At 71.2% G+C, this 21,807-nt stretch carries 20 protein-coding genes and 3 tRNA genes; 11 read left to right on the top strand and 12 right to left on the bottom strand.

The window, feature by feature from the left end:
- The first annotated feature begins 180 nt into the window (after window positions 1-180).
- The 4 genes from ABGB01_RS25335 (at window position 181) to ABGB01_RS25320 (ending at window position 5,990) form a co-directional block, all read left to right on the top strand.
- Window positions 181-3,402 carry a S8 family serine peptidase gene (locus ABGB01_RS25335; RefSeq protein WP_347776032.1) on the top strand — a complete coding sequence of 1,074 codons (3,222 nt, stop codon included), beginning with the start codon at window positions 181-183 and terminating at the stop codon, window positions 3,400-3,402.
- 732 nt (window positions 3,403-4,134) lie between these two features.
- Window positions 4,135-4,284, top strand: coding sequence for a hypothetical protein (locus tag ABGB01_RS25330; RefSeq protein WP_347776031.1), 150 nt, complete (start codon window positions 4,135-4,137; stop codon window positions 4,282-4,284).
- A 41-nt stretch (window positions 4,285-4,325) separates the two neighbouring features.
- Window positions 4,326-4,673 carry a hypothetical protein gene (locus ABGB01_RS25325; RefSeq protein ID WP_347776030.1) on the top strand — a complete coding sequence of 116 codons (348 nt, stop codon included), beginning with the start codon at window positions 4,326-4,328 and terminating at the stop codon, window positions 4,671-4,673.
- A 327-nt stretch (window positions 4,674-5,000) separates the two neighbouring features.
- Window positions 5,001-5,990 (top strand): bile acid:sodium symporter, encoded by a 990-nt coding sequence (locus ABGB01_RS25320; RefSeq protein ID WP_347776029.1) that lies wholly within the window; start codon window positions 5,001-5,003, stop codon window positions 5,988-5,990.
- A gap of 51 nt (window positions 5,991-6,041) precedes the next feature.
- Here the strand turns inward: ABGB01_RS25320 and ABGB01_RS25315 are convergent, their stop codons facing one another.
- Window positions 6,042-6,173 carry a hypothetical protein gene (locus ABGB01_RS25315; protein ID WP_347776028.1) on the bottom strand — a complete coding sequence of 44 codons (132 nt, stop codon included), beginning with the start codon at window positions 6,171-6,173 and terminating at the stop codon, window positions 6,042-6,044.
- 111 nt (window positions 6,174-6,284) lie between these two features.
- Window positions 6,285-6,356: transfer RNA gene (locus ABGB01_RS25310), tRNA-Val, on the bottom strand.
- Between the two features lie 484 nt (window positions 6,357-6,840).
- Between ABGB01_RS25310 and ABGB01_RS25305 the strand changes: the two genes are divergently transcribed.
- The gene (locus ABGB01_RS25305) at window positions 6,841-7,257 is read left to right on the top strand and encodes an SsgA family sporulation/cell division regulator (protein ID WP_132341648.1); all 417 of its coding nucleotides are present in this window, start codon (window positions 6,841-6,843) and stop codon (window positions 7,255-7,257) included.
- Between the two features lie 95 nt (window positions 7,258-7,352).
- On the opposite strand, the gene ABGB01_RS25300 is transcribed toward ABGB01_RS25305, so the two are convergent.
- Complete coding sequence (locus ABGB01_RS25300) at window positions 7,353-7,910, bottom strand: DUF305 domain-containing protein (protein WP_347776027.1); 558 nt, start codon at window positions 7,908-7,910, stop codon at window positions 7,353-7,355.
- Between the two features lie 135 nt (window positions 7,911-8,045).
- Here ABGB01_RS25300 and ABGB01_RS25295 point away from each other — a divergent pair, with 135 nt between their 5' ends.
- Complete coding sequence (locus tag ABGB01_RS25295; RefSeq protein ID WP_347776026.1) at window positions 8,046-9,422, top strand: hypothetical protein; 1,377 nt, start codon at window positions 8,046-8,048, stop codon at window positions 9,420-9,422.
- On the opposite strand, the gene ABGB01_RS25290 is transcribed toward ABGB01_RS25295, so the two are convergent.
- From ABGB01_RS25290 to ABGB01_RS25270, 5 genes are read right to left on the bottom strand one after another with little or no spacing between them, the layout of a single operon-like run.
- Window positions 9,416-9,940: a hypothetical protein gene (locus tag ABGB01_RS25290; RefSeq protein ID WP_347776025.1), complete on the bottom strand. Its 525-nt coding sequence runs from the start codon at window positions 9,938-9,940 to the stop codon at window positions 9,416-9,418. The two genes, ABGB01_RS25295 and ABGB01_RS25290, sit on opposite strands and share 7 nt — an antisense overlap.
- 57 nt (window positions 9,941-9,997) lie before the next feature.
- On the bottom strand, window positions 9,998-11,914 hold the full coding sequence (locus tag ABGB01_RS25285) for a serine/threonine-protein kinase (RefSeq protein ID WP_347776024.1): 1,917 nt from the start codon (window positions 11,912-11,914) through the stop codon (window positions 9,998-10,000).
- Between the two features lie 39 nt (window positions 11,915-11,953).
- On the bottom strand, window positions 11,954-12,784 hold the full coding sequence (locus ABGB01_RS25280; protein ID WP_347776023.1) for an aminotransferase class IV: 831 nt from the start codon (window positions 12,782-12,784) through the stop codon (window positions 11,954-11,956).
- A 1-nt stretch (window position 12,785) separates the two neighbouring features.
- On the bottom strand, window positions 12,786-13,796 hold the full coding sequence (locus ABGB01_RS25275; protein ID WP_347776022.1) for a chorismate-binding protein: 1,011 nt from the start codon (window positions 13,794-13,796) through the stop codon (window positions 12,786-12,788).
- Window positions 13,763-14,680: a LysR family transcriptional regulator gene (locus ABGB01_RS25270; protein WP_347776021.1), complete on the bottom strand. Its 918-nt coding sequence runs from the start codon at window positions 14,678-14,680 to the stop codon at window positions 13,763-13,765. The genes ABGB01_RS25275 and ABGB01_RS25270 overlap by 34 nt, the downstream gene beginning before the upstream one ends.
- 57 nt (window positions 14,681-14,737) lie before the next feature.
- Here ABGB01_RS25270 and ABGB01_RS25265 point away from each other — a divergent pair, with 57 nt between their 5' ends.
- On the top strand, window positions 14,738-15,910 hold the full coding sequence (locus ABGB01_RS25265) for a Rid family hydrolase (protein WP_347776020.1): 1,173 nt from the start codon (window positions 14,738-14,740) through the stop codon (window positions 15,908-15,910).
- Here the strand turns inward: ABGB01_RS25265 and hutH are convergent.
- The 3 genes from hutH to ABGB01_RS25250 are packed head-to-tail and all read right to left on the bottom strand — an operon-like array spanning window position 15,902 to window position 18,777.
- Window positions 15,902-17,452 (bottom strand): histidine ammonia-lyase, encoded by a 1,551-nt coding sequence (gene hutH, locus ABGB01_RS25260; RefSeq protein ID WP_347776019.1) that lies wholly within the window; start codon window positions 17,450-17,452, stop codon window positions 15,902-15,904. The genes ABGB01_RS25265 and hutH overlap by 9 nt on opposite strands.
- A 16-nt stretch (window positions 17,453-17,468) precedes the next feature.
- Window positions 17,469-18,176, bottom strand: a complete 708-nt coding sequence (locus ABGB01_RS25255; RefSeq protein WP_347776018.1) for a metalloregulator ArsR/SmtB family transcription factor — start codon at window positions 18,174-18,176, stop codon at window positions 17,469-17,471.
- Between the two features lie 49 nt (window positions 18,177-18,225).
- Complete coding sequence (locus tag ABGB01_RS25250; protein ID WP_347621154.1) at window positions 18,226-18,777, bottom strand: hemerythrin domain-containing protein; 552 nt, start codon at window positions 18,775-18,777, stop codon at window positions 18,226-18,228.
- Window positions 18,778-18,890: 113 nt separating this feature from the next.
- Between ABGB01_RS25250 and ABGB01_RS25245 the strand changes: the two genes are divergently transcribed.
- From ABGB01_RS25245 to ABGB01_RS25230, 4 genes are all read left to right on the top strand, one after another.
- Complete coding sequence (locus tag ABGB01_RS25245; RefSeq protein WP_347776017.1) at window positions 18,891-20,087, top strand: hypothetical protein; 1,197 nt, start codon at window positions 18,891-18,893, stop codon at window positions 20,085-20,087.
- A 29-nt stretch (window positions 20,088-20,116) separates the two neighbouring features.
- Entirely contained in the window at window positions 20,117-20,839 is a 723-nt protein-coding gene (locus tag ABGB01_RS25240) for an SDR family oxidoreductase (protein WP_347776016.1), read from the top strand.
- Window positions 20,840-20,919: 80 nt separating this feature from the next.
- Window positions 20,920-20,991: transfer RNA gene (locus ABGB01_RS25235), tRNA-Gly, on the top strand.
- 74 nt (window positions 20,992-21,065) lie between these two features.
- Window positions 21,066-21,140: transfer RNA gene (locus ABGB01_RS25230), tRNA-Val, on the top strand.
- Between the two features lie 62 nt (window positions 21,141-21,202).
- Here ABGB01_RS25230 and ABGB01_RS25225 read toward each other — a convergent pair.
- Window positions 21,203-21,625, bottom strand: coding sequence for a biotin-dependent carboxyltransferase family protein (locus ABGB01_RS25225; protein WP_347776015.1), 423 nt, complete (start codon window positions 21,623-21,625; stop codon window positions 21,203-21,205).
- Between the last annotated feature and the right edge of the window lie 182 nt (window positions 21,626-21,807).

The following is a 21,807-nucleotide window of genomic DNA, read 5'->3' as shown; positions in this document are numbered from 1 at the left end:
GCACGCCGGCCCGCCAGGGCCGGGTCCCGTCCCCTGTCAGGCTGGGCTGACATTCGACCGGCTGCGAGGGCTCGGGCGCCGTGTCGTACATGCGCCATGACCGATGGCGCCACCCAGCTTGCTTGATCGTGCAACTACTCCCCTGCTTGACTCCTCATGCCCTATGAGGAGGAAACGACGATGTTAGCCAGAACGCTCGTCGCGGTGGTCGCGCTGGCGATCCCCTTGGTCGCAGTCCCCCCGGCCGCTGCGGACACCCCACCGCCCGACTCGGCCGCCGCCAAGAGCGTGACGCTGATCACCGGAGACCGCGTGACCGTGGACGGTGATCGTGTCGACTTCGAGGCGGGTCCCGGCAGGAAGGACGTCCGGTACGTCACGGAGGGCACCAAGGACGACTGGACGCTCATCCCGCTGGACGTCGCCGGCGACGTGGCCAGGGGTGTGCTGGATCGCAGCCTGTTCCAGGTTCCCCGGCTGATCGCGGCCGGGCTGGATGACGCCTCGGTCAAGGGGCTGCCGCTGATCGTGCAGTATCGGGACGGGGCCGCGCCCATGACCTCCTTGGCCGGCGCCCGTACGCTGGCCTCGATCAACGCCGTGGCGGCCACCGCTCCGCGCGAGCGAGCCGTGTGGGCGCAGCTCGACCAGGACAGCGCGGTGGCGAAGGTGTGGCTGGACGCGCCCGTCAAGGCCTCGCTCGACCGCAGCGTTCCGCAGATCGGCGCGCCCGAGGCCTGGCAGACCGGGTTCACCGGCGAGGGCGTCAAGGTGGCCGTTCTGGACACCGGCGTCGACGACGAACACCCCGACCTCGCCGGCCGGGTGGAGGCCGCCCAGAACTTCACCGACAGCCCAGACGCCGTGGACCGGCACGGCCACGGCACCCATGTCGCCGCCACGATCGCCGGTCAGGGTGTCGCGGGGACGCCCGCGCGCAGGGGGGTCGCGCCCGGAGCCCGGCTGATCAGCGGCAAGGTGCTGAACGACCGCGGCAGCGGCAACGCCTCCGGCATCATCGCCGGCATGGAATGGGCCGCCCAGCAGGGCGCCAAGATCGTCAACCTGAGCCTCGGCCACCCGGACGAGCCCGGACTCGACCCGCTGGAGCAGGCCGTCGAGCACATCTCCGCCGACAGCGGCGTGCTCTTCGTGATCGCCGCGGGCAACGACGGGCCGGGCGCGAGCACCCTCGGCAGCCCGGGCAGCGCGGACTCGGCGCTCACGGTGGGCGCGGTGGACTCCGAGGACGAGCTCGCGAGCTTCTCCAGCCGAGGCCCCCGCGTGGCGGACTTCGCCATCAAGCCCGACCTGACCGCCCCCGGCGTGGACATCACCGCCGCCCGGGCCGGCACGACCGGCCACATCGCGTACTCCGGCACGTCGATGGCCGCCCCGCACGTCGCCGGCGCCGCCGCCATCCTGGCCCAGCAGCACCCCGACTGGACGTGGCAGCAGCTCAAGGCGGGCCTGGTCGGCTCGGTCAAACCAGGCGGGCCGCTCACCGACAACGGCGCCGGGCGGGTGGACGTCGCCAAGGCCGTCAAGCAGAACGTCGCCGCCGATGCGGGCACGCTGTCCTTCGGGCACCTGCGCTGGCCGTACGAGGACGAACCCATCGAGCGAACCCTCACCTACCGCAACTCCGGCACCGCGCCGGTCACGCTCGACCTCGCCCTGGACGCGCCCGAGGGCGTGTACAGGCTGGGCGCCACGCAGGTGACCGTCCCCGCGAACGGCACCGCGGCGGTCACCGTCACCGCGCAGGTGAAGTCGTCCCGCCCCGGCGCCTTCCCCGGGCGCGTCACCGCGACGGGCGGCGGCGTCACCATCTCCACCCTGGTCAACCTCTCCACCGAGGTGGAGAGCTACGACCTGCATGTGAAGATGATCGACCAGCTCGGTACGGTCCCCGACCGCCCGGACGACTACATGCCGATGACGCTCATGCCGGAAAGCGGCGGCGCCCCTATCCGCATCGGCGTCAACCACGGCGACAGCGAGGGACCCGTCCGCGTGCCCGCGGGCCGCTATCTGGCCTATGCCGTGCTGCGGACCGCGTTCCCCGACCATCATGACGAGCTGAGCGTGGTGCCGGTCCCCGGCCTGGAGGTCAAGGAGGACCGGGAGCTCGTCTTCGACGCCCGCGACGCGCGGCTGCTGAACGTGGCGACCGACCACGCCGATGCCAGGACCGCCGGAGAGACCTTCACCTTCATCCAGGACCGCCAGGACGGCCGGCAGTGGAGTGCGCGGTTCTCCCTCGACCGCTTCTCGCTGCCGCGGAACGTCTCCCCCGATCCGCTGCGGTTCCGCGTGTCGCCCACCGAGGGGAAGGCGCGCGGGTTCCGCTTCGAGACGTTCACCCAGCTGGCGGCCCTGCGCGCGGACGGCACGTTCACCGACACGCCCTACCAGTACAACCTGCTGCTGCGCAGGGAGGGATCCGTGCCTGGCGCGTTGCGGGTACGTGATCGCGAGTTGGGCACCGTACGAGCGCACCTGGCCACCCTCCGGGCCGACGCCACGGGCGCGTTCGGCGCGGGACCCGTCACCGACGGCCCCGGCGGGTCCTACCCCTCGTGGAGCCAGGCGGTCGTGTCGTTGCCGGCCACGCCGACCTGGTACTTCACGCCAGGCGTGCCGTGGGCGCGCTCCATCGAGACCATGCCGGCCGGGCGTCTCCACCAGACCGACGAGCACGCCGAGCCCGACTCCTACCGGGCCGGCCGTACCGAGAAGGAGTGGTGGAACACGGGCGTCGTGGGCCCGGCCCTGCCGAGCAACGCCACCGTGACCAGGAACGACAAGGCGTTCACGCTCACGCGCATACCGCTGTGGCACCCGCCCCGTCCCGGCCGCTCCACCGTGAGCAGCGACTACGGCGGCGGCACCACGACGCTCCTGCGTGACGGCCAGGTCGTGGGAACGGCCGACAAGCTGCCCGGTACGGTGACCTTCCCCGTCGAGTCCGGTCCCGGGCGTTTCCAGCTCGTCCTGGACGGCACGGTTCACCCCGAGGCCAGCGAGCTGTCCACCAAGGTCAGGACGGAGTGGTCGTTCACCTCGTCGGGTGCCGGTCCCGTGCCGCTGTTCGTGCTGCGTGCCTACCCCGAGCTCGACCTGGACAACGCGACCAGGCCCGGGGCCCTCGTGCTGCCCCTGCGGCTGGAGCGCATGACCGGGGCGACCCGGCCACTGTCCCGCATCGATGTCGAGGTGTCGCGCGACGGCTCGTCGTGGATCAAGGCCATAGTCGTGCCCACCGGCAAGGACAGCTGGAAGGCGATCGTTCCGATCCTTGCGCGACAGGGAGAGGTCGCGTCGCTCCGCCTTACGGCGCGCGACACGGCGGGTAACACGGTCAGGCAGACCGTGGAGCGCGCCTTCCGCGTACGCTGAACCCCTCATTCGCCCCGTGGCTTCTAGCATGTCCTCTCCGACCGCTTCTCCCTGGCCGACCAGGCATTGGTGACGGCGTCGTCAGAGGGCATGCTCGCGGGCGTCACCGGGATCCCGTACTGGGCGGTCACCGCCGAGTCGCCCGTACCGCTACGAGTGGCCTGTACCGGTACGGGCGACTCGTACGCGTCTCGTGACGCGCGGAAAGTCCGGCGGGACGGTCGTCGATGCGCCTGGGACCGCGATGGCCTGGACGCCCCTTACCCGGTCGCTCCCGCTGTCTTGGCACCTCGGCGCGGGCCAGGTAAGCGCACTGTGACAATTCTGATACCCAAAGTGAGGCGTTCGTCTTGAGATTCCTGTGACAGGGGCTTCACTGTGTGTGCACGCTGGCGACATGCATCCACTACTGGCGTTAGGCATCATCGTTGCTGCCGTCTACATGACGTCATGCGCGTTTCACCCGTACATGCGGTGTAAGCGCTGCAACCGCTCGAAAGAATCGCATTCGACCACGTTCAAGGGGGCGTTCGGCAAGTGCCGAGCGTGTAACGGCGTCGGTCATTCGGTGAGGTTCGGGGCGAAGATCCTGGGTCGCAAGTGAAGTCTCCGAAGATGGCGAAGGGCCTGTCGCTCGGGAGAGTACGACGGGCCCTTCCGCTAGGACTCCGCGATGCCATTGCCGCCTACAGTTCGGAGTTGCGGATATGCGGCGAGTGATTACGGTGTCGGGTGGCTGCCGCACGGGTGCCGATGGTGGTGGCGGCCGCCGGGCTGGTGCTCTCCTCGACGGGCACCTCGACGGGCACCGCGGTGGGCTCTTGTCCTCTGAGCCGGCCGGCGACGGCCCTGTTGCCGCCGGTGTACGAACTTCTGCCGTAGGACTTGCATTCGGTACCTAGGTACAGGTTTACCGTCGAGGTATGATCCAGAACGTCGCCCCTGACCTGGGATGGGCTCCGTCAGCGTGCACCCTGCCCACCGCCGAGCAGCCGCTGCGGGTGGCCGAGTTCGACGCCTTTTTCGCTGACGCGGTACGAGCGGTCGCGCGGCCCGAGCCGACGCTGCTGCGGCTGGAGCTCGTCTTCGGCCCGGACCACGCCGCCCAGGCCGCCGAGCTGGCTGCGCGGGAGAACGGCTGCTGCTCCTTTTTCACCTTCACCTTGACCATCGCCGACGGCAGCCTGGTGCTGGAGGTGGCGGTCCCTGCCGAGCACGTCGAGGTGCTGGACGCGCTGAGCGAACGCGCCGGCGCGGCGGCGCCCGCGTGAGGCGCTCGGGGGAGGCTCCGGATACCGCCAGCGGCGCGGCCACTGTGGCGGGACGGCCGTCGTGAGGCAGGACATCGTGCTGCAGGGCGGGCCGTATCTGCGCAGCGGGCAGGTGGCCGAGCAGGCCGGGGTCAAATCGCCGCCGCCGCGGGCATGTGGTGGCTGCACCGCCGCCGCACCTCACGCCCGGCCACCAGCCATGCCGCCGGCGCAAGAGGCTGCGGATGCTGACCTGCTCGGCAGCGCTCTCACCCCTGGTCCTGACCGGCCAGGTGCTGCCGATCCGGTCGCCTCGGGCGATGTGACCACAACAGCGGGAGATGAGCGGTGACGCAGCAGGCACAGCAGGTGCCGGGCCCGGTGACGGGGATGGAGCGGCACCAGGTCCCCATCTACGTGGGAGCGATCCCCGCCGGGGCCGTGGCGGGATGGGCCGCCCCGGAGCTGGGGCCGGTGCTGGAGCATGCGATCAACCCCGTGCTGGCGGCCTTGCTGTATGTGACGTTCCTGCAGGTGCCGGCGGCGGAACTGGTGCGCTCGCTGCGGGCGGGGCGGTTCCTGGCGGCCGCTTTGGTGGTGAACTTCGCCGTGGTGCCGTTGGTGGTCGCGGCGATGTTCGCCTTTCTGCCGGCCGAGCAGTCCGTGCGGCTGGGCGTGCTGCTGGTGCTGCTGACCCCGTGCGTCGACTACGTGATCGTCTTCTCCGGGCTGGCGGGGGGCGACAGCCGGCGGCTGCTGGCCGCTACCCCGCTGCTGCTGCTCGCTCAGATGGTCGCGGTGCCGGTGCTGCTGGTGGCGTTCATGGGCGCCGAGCTGACCCACATCGTCAAGCCGGGGCCGTTCGTCGAGGCGTTCGTGGTCCTGATCGTCATCCCGCTGGCCCTGGCCTGGCTCACCCAGGCGTGGGCGGCCCGCCGCCCGGCCGGGCGCGCGGTCGCCGGCGGGGCCGGTGCGGCGATGGTGCCGCTCATGGCGGCCACGCTGATCACGGTGGTCGCCTCTCAGCTACCCAAGCTTGATGGCAACCTGGCAGCGGTGGCCGCCGTGGTGCCGTTCTACGTGCTGTTTCTGGCCGTGATGGCCGCTGCCGGGCTGGCCGTCGCCCGTCTGTTCCGCCTGGACGTGCCGGCCGGGCGGGCGATCGTGTTCACCGGCGCCACCCGCAACTCCCTGGTCGTGCTGCCGCTCGCGCTGGCCCTGCCGGACTCGCTGGCCGTCGCCGCTGCGGTCGTGGTCACCCAGACCCTGGTGGAGGTGGTAGGCATGGTCGTCTATGTCCGTGGCGTGCCCCTGCTGCTGCCGGTCCGTCCACGTTGAAGATCGGGGCTGGGCCTGCCGGGCGAGAACGGGGCACCCTCCGAGGCGTGGTTATCGCTCGACCAGGGCCACGTGGATGCCCAGATGCCACACCTCGTGGCGCAGGGCTTCGGAGTAACGGGCCAGTGCCGCCTTGGAGGCGGCGTAGAAACCCTCCCCCGGCTCTCCAACCCAGGCGGCCACGCTCTCAGGCGCCTGGGGGACAGTCTCGACCGGTAGTGACTGCTGCACTTTGCTGCTGCGCAAAGATCAAAAAGGCCACTTCCCGCGTTGGGAGGTGGCCTTTGACCTCGGTGGGCGATACTGGGATCGAACCAGTGACCTCTTCGGTGTGAACGAAGCGCTCTCCCGCTGAGCTAATCGCCCGCCCTGCCGGCTCCGCTTGGTGCCGACGGGGAAAACCATACCGCACTCTGGCGCCTGCTGGCGAAGCGATGTGATCAGAAGCGGGTGGGCCAGGCGGCGGGAGGGGGCGGCGGGGGACGGGATCGGCGCAGCAGTAGGGATTCGGGTGAAACGCGGCGGTTGCCCATCGGCATGGCGGGTCGGTGGCATACCATCAGTCGTGTTCCGGAAGACGCCGGTCGCGATCATTTCGCAAGAAACGTTCATGACCGACGCCTCCGGAACACGGTCCACCGCACGCAAAACCCTTGCAAATACGACCCGATTGATGCCGTTTGGCCAGGTAGATGCCTAAATGTCCAGCTGTGATGTGCGTTACAGAAGGCCCTAGGAGCGGAATCTTTCCTACGGGTTTCTTCGTTCCCTGCGTCATGCTCAGGACGAAGTCCGTCAGAGCAGTGAAAGCCCCGTAGAGGGGACCTACGACGAAAAGGTTTGGCTGACGATGAACAGCACCACCGTCTCCGCCGAGCTTGGCCTTCGGCTTGTGGTCCCCGACCGTACAACCGTCCCCCTGCTCGCCGGGTTGAGTTACACAGCTGACGACCCATACGCCATCCGCATGGCCTTCCACGTAGGGAACGACGAGCCGGTCGAGTGGATCTTTGCTCGCGAACTGCTGACCGTGGGCATCGTGCGACGTGTCGGCGACGGCGACGTGCAGGTGTGGCCTGCCCGTGCCGACGGCGAGCGCACGCTGCACATCAGTCTCACGTCACCGTTCGGGCAGGCGCTCTTCGAAGTACCGCTGGCCCCGCTCACGGAGTTCCTCCACCGCACGTACGAGAAGGTGCCCGCGGGCCGCGAGACCGACTTCATGGATCTCGACAGCGAGCTGACCAACATGCTCTGGCCCTCGTGACCGCAAGCGCCCTCGTGACCGAGAGCGGCTTCGCGACCGGGAGCGACCACGCGGCCCCCGGCCTCCCCTGACCCGGAGCACCCCCCGACCCGGAGCTAGGCCGGCAGCGATTCCAGCACCCGCTTCATGCGGGTGATCTCGATGCTCTGACCCGAGTACACATCCTTGGCGAGCAGCCGCATGCGCCGATCCCGGCCGGTCGCGAGCTGCTCTCCCGCCATCTTCACCGCCCCCTGGTGATGTCTGATCATCAACTGGAGGAACAACCGGTCGAAGGCGGTCCCCTTGGCCGCGCCCAGCGCGTTCAGCTGCTGCTCGGTCGCCATCCCGTAGCCCTCGGCCTCCCCGTGGTCGTGTCCCGACGGCGCGGAGCGGCCCAGCTCGGAGAGCCAGCTGGTCATGCCCTTGATCTCCGGCAGCTGGGCGGCGTCGATCGCGCGGGCGATCGAGCGGATGGTGGGCGTGGTCGTGCGGTCGTCCACCAGCGCCGTCATTTCCAGAGCCTGGCGATGGTGCGGGATCATGGCCTCGGCGAAACGTACGTCGGAGGCCACGGTCGGGGCGGGCGTCTGCCCGAGCCGCTCCCCCGGTGTCGCCGTGCGTCCCTGGCCTCCTGGGCTGCCCGGCACGATGACCGGCGCCTGCGTACCCACGGCAGAGGGTTGGGCAGGCGGCTGCGAGCAGGCACTGAGGCCCAATATGGTCAGAACCGTGAAAAAGACCGTGCGCGGCGTCGAACCTGCTGACATAGCTTCCATACTGAGCCACAACCTGAAGGGGAATGCGCGTTGATCTCTGCCAAGCTGCGCGGAGCGTTGCTGTGTACGGTCCTGCTGCTGGTCTCCGCGTGCTCCGGAGTCCCGCTGGGGGGCATGCCCGAAACGCCCGCCGGGTCGTCGCAGGAGACCGGCGCTCCGGCAAAGACCACCGCGGACGGCGTGATGAAGAGCGACAACGTGGAACACGTCGCCAACATTCCGAGGACCGCCCCGTTAGACGGTTCGGAAGACCTCAACACGGACCTCGCCTTCCAGGGCGACTACGCGTACATGGGCAACTTCGGCGGGTTCACGATCTACGACATCAGCGACCCGACGAAGCCGCAGATCGTCAGCCAGGTGTCCTGCCCGGCGCAGCAGAACGACGTCACCGTCTACGGCGACCTGCTCATCCTGTCGATCGACGAGCCGCGCAGCGGCCCCGAGTGCGACTCTCGCGATGACCGCCGCAGCTGGGAAGGTCTGCGCATCTTCGACATCAGCGACAAGAAGAGCCCTAGATACGTCAGCGCGGTCCAGACCGACTGCGGCTCCCACACGCACACGATGGTCCCCGCCGGGGAGACCGTGTACGTGTACGTCTCCTCCCCCGGCCCGGAGCCCGAGTCGGAGACCTGCCAGCCGCCCCACGAGCTCATCCAGATCGTGGAGATCCCGGTACAGGACCCGCAGTCGGCGAAGATGGCGGCGAAGCCGGACCTCTTCCCGGAGCGCTCCAACAGCGAGGGCGGCTCCGGCTGCCATGACATCACCGCCTACCCGGAGAAGAACGTGGCCGCGGCCGCCTGCTTCGGCGACGGTGTGATCCTCGACATCTCCAACCCGGTCGAGCCGAAGGTCGTCCAGCGGCTCAACGATCCCGAGAACTTCCAGATCTGGCACTCGGCGACGTTCAACAACGACGGCACCAAGATCGTGTTCGGTGACGAGCTCGGCGGCGGCGCCATGGCCACCTGCGACAGGAACACCCCTCCCACGAAGGGCGCGGACGCCGTCTACGACCTGATCAACGGCCAGTTGGAGCGGCGCAGCTACTTCAAGATCCCGAGGGAGCAGCAGCCGGACGAGAACTGCGTCGCCCACAACGGCTCCCTGATCCCGGTGCCGGGCAAGGACGTCATGGTCCAGTCGTGGTACCAGGGCGGCGTGTCGATCTGGGACTTCACCGACTCCGCCAACCCGAAGGAGATCGGCTTCTTCGAGCGCGGGCCCGACGAGACCGGCGGCACCGTGGGCTCCTGGTCCGCGTACTACTACAACGGCTACATCTACTCCAGCGACATGCGCCAGGGCCTCGACGTGCTGCGGATCGACCATCCGCTCACCGACCCGGCCAGGCAGGTCAAGATGGACGACTTCAACGTACAGACGCAGAAGTCCTACTGAAGCTCGGTGGTCCTCCAGGACGGCCAGCATTGCTTCGACCGCGCCGCCGCGCCCGCGATGGCGGCGCCGTCGAGCCGCACGGTCTCGAGGCCGATGCCGGCCCACGGCCACTCCATGGTGAGGACGAAGTCCTCCGGCGGCGGCAGTGGGTGCAGCCACAGGGGCGTCTGGTAGAGGGTGAACGTCGCGTCGCCGCGCACGCCGCCGGGAAACCAGGAAAGGCTCGGCGGCGCGCAGTGGTGGTCGGCGTCCGAGGCGACTTCGACGCCGTCCGGATAGCGCAGCGTGATGTGCAGCGACGTGCTCTCCTCGCCGGAGAACGCGGAATCGAGCTGCAGCGCCAGGCCGCGCGGCGCCGCGGTGTTGCGGGCCACGACGTCGATGTTCAGCAGGCAGCCGGTGTCGAAGGCCTGGATCATCGGCAGCAGGACGGCTAGGGCGGGGGTTCGGGCGAGCACGCGCTCCACCGTGACGATGGCACCCATGGTGGAGATCGGCGGCACCGGGGCTGTCTCCATGTCCCTCATCATCGCCGCAGGACGCGCCTGAGGCGATCCCATGGCGCGTCCGGATCCCTAGCCGGGCGCGGCGATCTCCCCCTGCCGCCAGCCCCCGAACGTCGTGGAGTAGGTGGAGGCGAGCTCGGTGCCGCGCACCTCGGTCACCCAGGAGAGCACGAAGAGCCGGGGACGGTTCTGCCGGTCCAGTTCCAGCTGCCAGTTGATCCTGGTGCCTTTGAGCTCGCTCGTCTTCCAGGCGGCCATGCCCGCGAGCTGCTCCTGGATCGCGCCGGGCGCCTTCTCCGCGGGCAGGCTGCCGGAGTAGCGCAGGCCGGCCGCGTCCACCCGCTCCGTGCGCCCCACCAGGTCCAGGATGACGCCGATTCCCGACATGGTGACGACCATGTCGAGGTAGTCCTGGCCACGCGGCTCGCGCTCCCCTTGCGGTTTCCCGTCGACGAACAGCTCGGCGGAGCCCTCGGACAACACCATGGTCACGTCCATCGCGGGCTCGCCGGCCGGGGTGACGGTCATGGCGTAGGCGCAGTTCTGCGGGCTGAAGCTCACCTCGGGGTGGAACCGGATCCGGCCGTGCGCCTTCGCGGCGAACTCGCTCTGCGTCAGGGCGCCGTCGAAGGTCAGGTCCGCCATCGGCTGCACCGTGATCGCGCTCTGCATCGCGATCACGATGTCCTGCCCTTCGGGCCGCGGCGGGACGATCGTGCGCTCGGGTGTCGCGGTGGCGCCAGGCGAGCGGTTTCGCGCTGCCGGGGTCGCCGAGCCCGCGGGTGCGCTGGGCGTCACGGAGCCGCTCACGTCCGGGGTCCCCGCGGTGGCGGGCCCGGCGACCCGCCCGCCGGATGCCGGGCCCTGAGCTGAGCGCCACCACAGCACGCCTCCCGACACGGCCACCGCGCCCGCGACCGCGCCCGCCCCGAGCAGCAGCGCCCGCCGCGACACCCGGCCTCGCCCTCCGCCCGCAGCCGCCCGCGCTCCCCTGCTGAGCTCCCGCAGTTCCCGCTCCGCTGCGCCGGCCCCTCCCTCGCCGCCGGCAGGATCCGCCTCACGAGCCTGGCCACCGCCAGGATCCGCACCACCAGCCCGATCACCACCAGGCCCCGCCCCACGAGCCTGGCCACCGGCGACATCCGCCCCACCAGCCCGGTCGTCCGGGACGTGGCTCTCCGGTGCGGGTGCGGCGCTCGCGCCGGGCGGGTCCGGGGGCTCGCCGAGGAGTTCCAGCAGCACCGTACGGGCGCTGGGCCGGGCGGAAGGGTCCTTGGCCAGGCAGCGCGCCACGATCCCGCGCAGCGGCTCGGGCAGGCCGCCGAGGGCGGGCTCGCCGTGCAGGATCCGGTACGCCACCGCCGCGAACGTGTCGCGCCCGAACGGCGGCTCACCCGTCGCCGCGAACGTCATGGTCGAGCCCCACGCGAACAGGTCGGCCGCGGGCCCGACGGTGTCACCGGACAACTGCTCGGGCGACATGTACGGGGGCGTCCCCGAGGTGGAGCCCGCCGTCGCGGTGGCGTCCACCAGCCGGGCGATGCCGAAGTCGATCACCCGCGGCCCGTCGGGCCCCAGCAGCACATTGGCGGGTTTGAAGTCCCTGTGCACCACGCCGGCCCGGTGGATGGCGGCCAGGGCGGTGACGGTGCCGATGGCCAGCCGGGTCAGCGCGGCGCCCCGCACCGGCCCGGCGGTCGCGAGGGCGGTGCCGTCGATGTACTCGGCGGCGACGTAGGGAGGGTCGTGGTCGAGGTCGGCCACGAGCACGCGCGCGGTGCAGAACTCGTCGACCATCCGCGCGGCGGCGAGCTCGCGGGCGAAGGCCCGGTCGATCCCGCCGGTCATCACCTTGACGGCCGCCTGGCCGGAGCCTGGCGACTCGCCCAGGTAGACGATGCCCTGCCCGCCCTGGCCGAGACGGCCCACGATGCGGAACTCTCCCACCGCCTCGGGGTCCCCCGGGCGGAGCGGATCGACTGCCACGTATGCCTCACACGATCAGTTGTGAGGCATGACCCTAGCTCATGGGTCGAGGTCGGCGGCAGAGCGTTCGGCGAAGATCCGCATGGCCTTGGTGGTGATCGGACCGGGCGCGACGGGCAGTTCGGTGTCGTCGACCCGCCTGATCGGCTGCACGTCGCGGGTGGTGGAGGTGAGGAAGGCCTCGTCGGCTTCGTAGAGGGCCGCCAGCGGGATGTCGGCCTCTTCAGCTCCGCACCATTCGAGCACCAGCGCCCTGGTGACGCCCGCCAGGCAGCCGGACTCCAGGGTGGGGGTGAGCAGGCGGCCGTCGCGCACGACGAAGACGTTGGAGCCGGTGCCCTCGCAGAGGTTGCCCGCGAGGTTGCCGAAGACGGCCTCGCCGCCGCCGCGCTGCTTGGCGTAGAGCAGGGCCTTGGCGTTGTCGCCGTAGGACGTGCTCTTGACGCCGGCCAGGGCGCCGCGCTCGTTGCGCGGCCACGGGACGACGGTGACGTCGGCGGCGGCCGGGAACGGCTTCTGCTCGCCGACGATGACGACGGACGTGGTGCCCTGGTCGCCGCGGTCGGAGCCGAGCGGCCCGGGGCCGCTGGTGTAGGTGACGCGGATGCGGCCGAGCGGCCAGGCGGGAGCGGCGGCCAGGAGCTTGCCGATGCCGTCGGCGATGGCCTCGACGTCCGGCTCGGGCAGGTCCATGCGCTGGGCTGAGAGGGTGAGCCGGTCGAGGTGCCGGGTGAGCGCGAACGACTCACCCTTGACGATCTTGATGGTCTCGAAGACGCCGTCGCCCACCATCAGCCCGTGGTCGAACACCGACACGGTGGCCTGAGCGGGGTCGATCAGCTCCCCGTTGACCCAGACAGGGATGTTCACTTCAGTCTCCTCCTGTGGATGCCAGTGCGATGAGCCTGGCTGCCTTGAGCTCGGTCTCGAACCATTCGCGCCCGGGGTCGCTGCCCCAGGTGATGCCCGCGCCCGTGCCGAACCGGATCTCGCCGCCCGTGAGCCAGAACGTCCTGATGCCCACGGCCAGCGCCGCCGTGCGCCGGTCGGCGTCGACCCAGCCCACGGCCCCACAGTACGGGCCCCGGGGGGCTGGTTCGAGCTCATTGATGATGCGGACCGCCGACGACTTCGGCGCGCCCGTGACGGACCCCGGCGGGAACGTCGCGGCGAACAGCTCGGGCCACCCCGCCCCCGGGGCCAGCCTGGCCCTGACGGTGGAGACGAGGTGGACGAGGCCGGGGTGTTCCTCGACCGCGCACAGCGCGGGCACCTCGACGGATCCGACGTCGGCGACCCTGCCGAGGTCGTTGCGGACGAGGTCGACGATCATGACGTTCTCGGCGTAGTCCTTCTCCAGCAGGTCGGCCGCGGTGACGCCGGTGCCCTTGATGGGCCGGGACTCGACGACGTCGCCGTCACGCGACAGGTAGAGCTCGGGCGAGGCCGACACCACGCTCAGCCCGGGCACCTGGATCACCGCGGAGTGCGGCGCGGGGTTGCCGGACGCCAGGCGGGCGGCCAGCGCGAGCGGGTCGGCGCCGGGCGGGGCGGGCGCCGACAGGATCCGGCAGAGATTGGCCTGGTAGACCTCGCCCTGCTCGATGGCGGCGCGGATCGCCCGCACGCCGCTCTCGTAGGCGGCGCGGTCGAGCGAGCTGCGCCACTCGCCGGGGCGGGGCCCGCGCCAGGGGCGGGCCGGCGCGGGCAGGGGCGCTTGGCGCACCCGGTCGAACCGGGCGCACGTCGCCTTGCCCTCGTAGTCGACGACGACGGCCCACCAGCCCTGGCCGTCGAGGGCGGCGAGGTCGGTGGTCACATCGCGCAACTCCGTCGCGAGCACGCCGCCTAAGCAGGCGTATCCGTCGTGCACATCTGCCATTGTCCCAGCATCCCGGCGAGCTCCAGCGCGGCGGGCAGCGGGGTGCCGGGCAGGGCCGCGTACACCTTACGCGCGGGCGCCATGCCCCGCAGCGGCCGCAGCACCAGGTCGCGCGGCACGGCCCTGGCCGCCAGCTCGGGCACCAGCGTCACGCCCAGCCCGGCGGCGACGAAACCGAACTTGCCCGACCACTCGGCCACCCGCAGCCCGGTGCGCGGCGTGAACCCGGCCGCCGCGCACGCCGTCACGAGGAGGGTGGGCTGCCCGCGCGGGGCCGCCTCGATCCAGCTCTCCCCGGCCAGGTCGCGCAGGTCGACGTCGTGCTCGGCGGCCAGCCGGTGGTCTCCGGGCAGCGCGACGAGCAGCCGGTCGTCCAGCAGCGGCACCGTCCTGGCGACGCCGGCGGGCAGCCCGGCGGGGTAGTCGCTGATCACGGCCACGTCCAGCGTCCCGGCGTGCAGACCGTCGACCAGCCGCGCGCTGAGCCCTTCCGTCAGCCGCAGATCGACGCCCGGGTGCCGGTCGGCGAACCGTCTGAGCGTGCCGGGCACGAGGCCGACGTTGGCCGTGGCGAACGCGCCCACCCGCAGGACGCCGCCTCGCCCGGCGTGGATGGCGGTCAGTTCCTCGCCCGCCCGCTGGAGCCGGTCGAGCACGGCGACGGCGTGGCGGTGCAGCGCCTCGCCGGCGGGCGTCAGGCGTACGCCCCTGGCCAGGCGCTCGAAGAGCGGCCCTCCGGCGGCGCGTTCGAGGGCGGCGACGCGGCGGGAGACCGCGGACTGGGTGTAGCCGAACAGCTCGGCGGCGGCGGTGAACGAGCCGCTCGTCGCGACCTCGTCGAAGAGCCGCAGCGTGGCGGCGTCAAAGGCATTCGTGTCAAGCATGGCTGATATGCAATCTAGTCGGTGGTGGAATGCCTCGACTCCCAGTTCACTGAGCGCATGATTGCTTTTCTCGGACAGGGGCGCATGGGAGCGCCGATGGCCCGGCGGCTGGTCGAGGCCGGGCACGAGGTACGGACGTGGCGGCGCGGGAACGGTGTCACGGCCGCCGCGGCGGTGGACGGCGCCGGCCTGGTCATCACGATGCTGAGCGACCCGGCCGCGGTGCGGGAGGTGGTGACGGCGGCGCTGCCGGGGCTGCGGCCCGGCACCACCGTGGTGGAGATGTCGACGATCGGCCCGGAGGCGGTGCGCGAACTGCGCGCGCTGCTGCCGGCGGAGGTGGGGCTGGTGGACGCGCCCGTGCTGGGCAGCGTGGGCCCCGCCGCGTCCGGGACCCTCACGGTGCTGGCCGGCGGCGACGTGGCGGGGTGCCGCGACGTGCTGTCGGCGTTCGGGCGGGTCAGGGAGCTCGGTCCGCTGGGGGCGGGCGCGGCCATGAAGATCGCCGTCATGAGCGCGCTCGTGCCCGTCCAGGTGCTGCTCGCCGAGACGTTCGCGTACGCCGGGGCGCACGGCGTGGACCGCGACGCGCTCGTCGACGTGCTGGCGGACACCCCGCTGGGCGTGGCGGCCGAGCGGCTGCGGATACCTTCCGGGGAGACCCGTTACTCCCTGGCCCACGCCGCCAAGGATCTGGAGCTGGCCGCGTGGGACGGTGCCTCGATGAGCGCGTCCGCCAGGACGCGGCTGCAGGAGGCACGGGCGGCCGGGCTCGGCGAGCGGGACGTGACCGCCGTCGTGGAGCACGTCGCGGGCCCCGCGGCCGGATCCGGCGCGCGGCGGGCGGTGCCGCTCAACCTGGCGACCGTCCCGGCCACGAACGGCATGTACTCGCACGCCGTCCGCGCCGGCGACACGCTCTACGTCTCCGGCCAGGCCGCGTTCGACGAGCGGGGGAACATCGTCGGCGAGGGCTCCATGACGGCCCAGGCCGAGCACGTGTTCCAGGTCGTGGCCCGCATCCTCGCCGATCAGGGCGCGACGTTCGACGACGTCGTGTTCATCAGGACGTACCTGACGGACATGGACGACCGCGTCGCGTACGGGCGGGTGCGCAGGAAGTACATCACCGGCACGCCCCCGGCCAGCACGACCGTCGAGGTGTCGAAGTTGTTCATGCCGGGGCTGCTGCTGGAGGTGGACCTGATCGTCGCCCTCCCGTCACGCTAGGGGGCCGGTCACCGACTCGGCGGCGGCCACCACGCCCCCGTCGGCGACCAGGCGCACGGCGGAATCGATCTCCGGCGCGAGGAACCGGTCGGGTCCGGGGGCGGGGACGGTCTCGCGCAACGCGCCGAGCACGGCCGCCGTCGCGGGCGCGGGCTCCAGCGGGGCGCGCAGGTCGAGCGCGCGGGCGGCGGTGAGCACCTCGACGGCCAGCACGCGGGTCAGCCCGTCCACGGACCTGCGCAGCTTGCGCGCGGCCGACCAGCCCATGGAGACGTGGTCCTCCTGCATGGCCGAGCTGGGGATGGAGTCGACGCTCGCCGGCACGGCCAGCCGCTTGAGCTCGGAGACGATGGCGGCCTGGGTGTACTGGGCGATCATGTGACCGGAGTCGACGCCGGGATCGTGGGCCAGGAACGCGGGCAGCCCGTGGTTGCGGGCCACGTCGAGGAACCGGTCGGTACGCCGTTCGGACATGGAGGCCAGGTCGGCGGCCACGACGGCCAGGAAGTCCAGCACGTACGCGATCGGGGCGCCGTGGAAGTTGCCGTTGGACTCGACGCGGCCGTCGGCCAGCACGGCGGGGTTGTCGACGGCGCTGGCCAGCTCGCGCCCTGCCACGGTGGCGGCGTGCGCGATGGTGTCGCGGGCGGCGCCGGCGACCTGGGGTGCGCAGCGCAGGGAGTAGGCGTCCTGGACGCGGGTGCAGGCCTCCGGGTCGCGATGGCTCGCCATGACGCCGGAGTCATGCAGAATTTTCGTCATGTTGGCGGCCGACAGGGCCTGGCCCGGGTGCGGCCGCAGCGCCTGCAGCTCGGGCGCGAACACCCGGTCGGTGCCCAGCAGCGCCTCCACGCTCATCGCGGCGCTCACGTCGGCGGTCCTGACCAGCCTGGTGAGGTCGTCGATGGCCAGGATCAGCATGCCCAGCATGCCGTCGGTGCCGTTGATGAGCGCCAGGCCCTCCTTCGCGGCCAGCTCGACGGGGTCGATCCTCGCCTGCTTCAGCGCCTCGGCGGCCGGCAGCGGCGCGCCGGAGGCGTCGCGTACGACGCCCTCGCCCATCAGCGTGAGCGCGACGTGCGCCAGCGGCGCCAGGTCACCGGAGCAGCCGAGGCTGCCGTATTCGTGCACGACCGGCGTGATGCCCGCGCTGATGAGCGCGGCCAGGGTCTTCGCCGTGACCGGCCTGATGCCGGTGTGGCCGGTGGCCAGCGTGTGCAGGCGCAGCAGCATGAGCGCGCGCACGACCTCGGTCTCGACCTCGGGCCCGCTGCCGGCCGCGTGCGAGCGCACCAGGGAGCGCTGGAGCTGGGCGCGCAGCGCCGGGTCGATGTGCCGCGTGGCCAGCGCCCCGAACCCCGTCGAGATGCCGTACGCGGGGGTCGGGCTCTCGGCCAGCTCGTCGACCCGCTGGCGGGCGGCGGCCATGGCGGCGACCGCGTCGTCGGTGAGGCGCACCGGGGCGCCGTGGCGGGCCACCTCGATGACGTCGCGGAAAGTCAGGGGCTCGGTGCCGACGTTCACGACTCCGTTGTCGCGCATGATGTCTCTCTCGCTGCTAGGTAACCGGCGTACCCGATGTTAGCTCCTTACCAGCGAACAACGCCGACAGCCCCTCCCTGCCCTCCTCGGTGAGGACGACGGCTCTGAGCACGGCGCCCCGGCGGAACCAGCCGCGCTCCAGCAGCACTCCCGTGATCGCCGCCCCGAGCGCACCGCCCAGATGTGCCCTGCGCTCGGTCCAGTCGAGGCATTCAGGGGCGAAACGCCTCCTGGACCCGCGTGCGCCGGCCACGTCCACGCCGAGCCCCGCGAGCAGCCGCTCCCCCGCGTCCGTGAGGTCGTACGCGGCGTAGTAGCCGCCTTCCCTCAGCCGGTCCAGCAGGGCCACGCCCGCCCGCCCTGCCAGGTGGTCGTAGCAGGTGCGGGCCTCCTCCAGCAGGCGGGCCTGCCGGGACTGGCGCAGCGAGCGCACGGGCGGGCGCCCGCTGATCCTGGCCAGCGTCTCCAGCACCTCGGCCACCTCGTGACCGGCCAGCCGGTAGTAGCGGTGGCGGCCCTGGCGCACGACGTCCACGAGCCCGCCGTCGAGCAGCCTGGCCAGATGGGCGCTCGCGGTGGCGGCGCTCACCCCGGAGACCCTGGCCAGTTCCCCCGCCGCCAGCGCGCGCCCGCCGAGCAGCGCCGTGAGCATGGCGGCCCTCGTCGGATCCGCGATGAGCGAGGCGACGGGCGCGACGTCGGCGTCACGTGCGATGAACTCCATGCCTGCGACGCTAGTACGACGACATTTCGCCCACTGTCGAAAGGTGCCGTCAACGCCTGCCGAGAGCCTTGCCGATCATGTCCCGGGCCCGGTCCATCAACGCCAGGGGCGTACCCATCAGCATGTTCCTGGCGACGGACTCCGTGCCGGGGTGCGGGCGCACGGGCGCCAGGGCCTCCGCCGCCCGTACCGCCGCCGCCATGGCCCGCCGCTCGACCATGGAGGTGTGCGCCCGCAGCTTGACGAACTCGTACCGCTCCTCGCTGCGCGCGTGCGCGGTCACGGCCGTGCGCAGCTCGGCCAGCCGGTCCCAGAATTCCGGGTGGTCCACCCCGTCCTCGTGCAGCTCGACGAGGAGCCGCTTGGCGCGGTTCTCCTCCTGCAGCCGGTCGGCCACCACGCCCTGGCCGTTGTCGAGCTTCCTGCGCGCGTACGGGTGCACGATCTCCTCCTCGGCGGTCTCGTGCACGCACAACATGCGCGTCAGCCGGTCGAACGCCTCCTCGACCTTGTCCGGAGGCGCCTTCTCCACCTCGTCGAACAGGTCTCTGATACGGCCGTGCTGGGCCGTCAGGAGATCGATGACATCGTGTTCACCCACGAGTGCGCCCCTACCCCCGCTCCCCGGCGGGCACGCGCTTACTTACCGAACACGGGCCGTTCGGGGACCGAACGCGGAGGTTGCCGGGTCAGGCCACGGGTACGCGCTGCGGCATGGCCTTCGACCCACTGCAGGAGCGGGGCGTCCCGCTGGACGAGCAGGTGCGTGACTGGCGCGAGCTGCACGTCACGCCCATCGACGCCGACCGCTGCGATCCGTACACGCGGTGCCGGATCATCACCATGAACGGCATCGAGGTGGAGGCGATGATGTTCAGCCACCACCTGGCCCGGCACTGCCAGGATCAGGAGATCAGGCGGCAGCTCGCTCGTGTGCGCTCCATCGAGGCGCAGCAGCAGAAGGCGGTCAACTGGTTGCTGCCGGGATCGGCCTCGGTGCTGGAGACGACGATCGCGTACGAGCAGGTGGCCGTCGACCTGACCGCGTGGGTGGCCCGGATGGAGCCGGACGCGTATCTGAAGCAGGCCTACGAGTTCGGCGTGCTGGAGGACTTCGACCACCTCTACCGCTACGCCAACCTCTACGAGATGATCGAGCACCGCAAGGCCGAGAAGATCGTCGACCAGCTCACCGAGGTGATGCCCGGCCGGCCGACCTACCTGCACCACCGCGACCCCGTCGACAACGTACGCGAGCCCTACGACCGGCGCAGGACCGAGCCGCTGTCGCGGCTGCACGCGCTGACCGTCATGTCGGCCGAGCAGCAGACCATGAACTTCTACATGAACGTCGGCCCCATGTACATGGAGCCGATCGCCCGGCAGCTCTACCAGGAGATCGGCCTCGTCGAGGAGGAACACGTCACCCACTACGAGTCGCTGGTCGACCCCGGCGAGAGCTGGTGGGAGATGCTGCTCAACCACGAGTACAACGAGTGCTACCTCTACTACTCCTTCATGGAGACCGAGTCCGACCCCAAGGTGAAGATCATCTGGGAGCTGCACCTCAACATGGAGCTGGAGCACCTGCGGCTGGCGGCCGAGCTGTTCAAGCGGCACGACGGCCGCGACCCCGACCAGGTGCTCGCGCCCGCGCTGCCGCCGCCGGTGACGTTCGAGCCGAACAAGCAGTATGTCCGCGATCTCCTCGCCACCCAGATCGACCACACCACCCTGGGCACCGGCTACGTACGGGAGGCCCATGAGCGGTTCTCGAAGATGCAGGAGGCGATCATGGGCGGCGAGAAGCCTCCGTCGGAGGTGGTGGTCGACGACAACCGGGCCATCACCGGAATGGAGTACCGCCTGGAGACCGAAGGGCCGCATCCCGCGGGCCTCCGGCTCAGGTGACGAGGAGCCCGGCCGCTAGAGTCGGGCCCATGTCAGTCGCCCTCGTCACCGGCGCGTCGCGCGGCCTCGGAGCCGTCATCGCGCGCAGGCTCGCCGCCGACGGCCTGGCCGTCGCCGTCAACTACCACTCCAACGGCGCCGGCGCCCAGGAGGTCGTCTCCGCCGTCCGGGAGGCGGGCGGCACCGCCGAGGCGTTCGCCGCCGACGTCACCGACGAGGCCGGCGTCACGGGCCTGGTGGCCGCCGTCGCCGAACGGCTGGGCCCGGTGGACGTGCTGGTGGCCAACGCGACCGGCCCGCAGCCCTCCGTCGCCGTCGAGGACCTCACCTGGCAGTCGCAGCTCGACCAGCTGACGTTCTTCGTCAAGAGCCCCACGCTGCTCGTACGGGCGGCGCTGCCCGGGATGAAGGAACGCGGCGGCGGCCGCGTCATCCAGATCGGCTCCGACATCGTCGACCGCAAGCTGCCCGGCATGTCCGCCTACGTCGCCGCCAAGGCCGCCCAGCACGCGATGACCCTGGCGTGGGCCCGCGAGCTCGGCCCGTACGGCGTCACGGTCAACATCGTCGCCCCCGGCTGGATCCCGGTCGAGCGGCACGCGGGCCTCGACGAGAGCGGCTATCGCGCCGAGGTGCCGCTGGGCCGGATGGGCACGCCCGGCGACGTGGCGGCGGCGGTGTCCTATCTCGCTTCCGACGGTGCCGCCTTCGTCACCGGGCAATGCCTCACCGTCAACGGCGGCCACACCTGACCTGGGCGGATCTCCTCAGTTTGGGGACCAGGCCGGGATTCGCTAGAGTTCTCTCGTCGCCCGGCGCGAGCGGGGCACACGCGGAAGTGGCTCAGTGGTAGAGCATCACCTTGCCAAGGTGAGGGTCGCGGGTTCGAATCCCGTCTTCCGCTCGGAGCTTCCGGCTCGATGGCGCGGCCGAGAGGCGAGGCGGTGACCCGCATCCCGTCACCACCTCACCACGCGAGGACGATTAGCTCAGCGGGAGAGCGCTTCCCTGACACGGAAGAGGTCACTGGTTCAATCCCAGTATCGTCCACCAGACTCCGCAGCGTGTCAGCTCTCTGGGCGGGATTGTGCGCCCCTCCGCGTGTTACCGACGGCTCAGCTGGACAGGGCGTGTCCTGGCCGTCCTCCAGTGATCTCTGGGGGCGGCACGCTCCGGAACCGCACCGTGCCGCCCGGGGCCAGTTGCGCTGCGAGCGGCAGGCAGGCCGACGTCACCATGGCGATCACGGGGTAGCCGCCGGTGGGCGGATGATCGTTCAGGAAGAGGATCGGCTGGCCCGCCGGCGGCACCTGGAGGGCGCCTGTCACCATGCCCTCAGACGGCAGCTCCCCGTTCCTCGCGCGGCCGAGCGCGGGTCCGCTGAGGCGGATGCCGACGCGATCGGCCTCGGCGGTGACCGTGTAGGGAACGCTGGTGAGCAGGCGCAGCGCGTCCGCGGTGAACCAGTCGTCGCGCGGGCCGGGGACGACGTCCAGCACCGGTGCCGTGTGCAGGCCGGCTACGGGCGCGAGGTCCACCGTGAGCGTGCTCCCGGGCGGACCTGTTCGGGCGGCGGGTCATGTACGTCGTCGACATCGCCGCGATCACCCTGTTCGCCGCGTCGGGGTCATCAGCTCGGCCGGCGCGGTCGTCTCCCTGGCCATGGCACCCGAGACACACGGCCGTGCCCTCGGCGAGAGCACCGGAGGGTAGCCGCCCG

Source organism: Nonomuraea sp. B5E05, from assembly GCF_039880665.1.
Classification (GTDB): domain Bacteria; phylum Actinomycetota; class Actinomycetes; order Streptosporangiales; family Streptosporangiaceae; genus Nonomuraea.
This window is presented reverse-complemented; position numbering and strand designations above follow the sequence as displayed.

What these genes read in the sequence shown, in the direction of transcription:
- hutH (WP_347776019.1), bottom strand. Translation starts at nt 17,452, where the DNA reads ATGCGCGACAACGGAGTCGTGAACGTCGGCACCGAGCCCCTGACTTTC.
- ABGB01_RS25325 (WP_347776030.1), top strand. Translation starts at nt 4,326, where the DNA reads ATGATCCAGAACGTCGCCCCTGACCTGGGATGGGCTCCGTCAGCGTGC.
- ABGB01_RS25255 (WP_347776018.1), bottom strand. Translation starts at nt 18,176, where the DNA reads ATGGAGTTCATCGCACGTGACGCCGACGTCGCGCCCGTCGCCTCGCTC.
- ABGB01_RS25265 (WP_347776020.1), top strand. Translation starts at nt 14,738, where the DNA reads ATGATTGCTTTTCTCGGACAGGGGCGCATGGGAGCGCCGATGGCCCGG.
- ABGB01_RS25240 (WP_347776016.1), top strand. Translation starts at nt 20,117, where the DNA reads ATGTCAGTCGCCCTCGTCACCGGCGCGTCGCGCGGCCTCGGAGCCGTC.
- ABGB01_RS25245 (WP_347776017.1), top strand. Translation starts at nt 18,891, where the DNA reads ATGGCCTTCGACCCACTGCAGGAGCGGGGCGTCCCGCTGGACGAGCAG.
- ABGB01_RS25275 (WP_347776022.1), bottom strand. Translation starts at nt 13,796, where the DNA reads ATGGCAGATGTGCACGACGGATACGCCTGCTTAGGCGGCGTGCTCGCG.
- ABGB01_RS25270 (WP_347776021.1), bottom strand. Translation starts at nt 14,680, where the DNA reads ATGCTTGACACGAATGCCTTTGACGCCGCCACGCTGCGGCTCTTCGAC.
- ABGB01_RS25335 (WP_347776032.1), top strand. Translation starts at nt 181, where the DNA reads ATGTTAGCCAGAACGCTCGTCGCGGTGGTCGCGCTGGCGATCCCCTTG.
- ABGB01_RS25305 (WP_132341648.1), top strand. Translation starts at nt 6,841, where the DNA reads ATGAACAGCACCACCGTCTCCGCCGAGCTTGGCCTTCGGCTTGTGGTC.
- ABGB01_RS25290 (WP_347776025.1), bottom strand. Translation starts at nt 9,940, where the DNA reads ATGGAGACAGCCCCGGTGCCGCCGATCTCCACCATGGGTGCCATCGTC.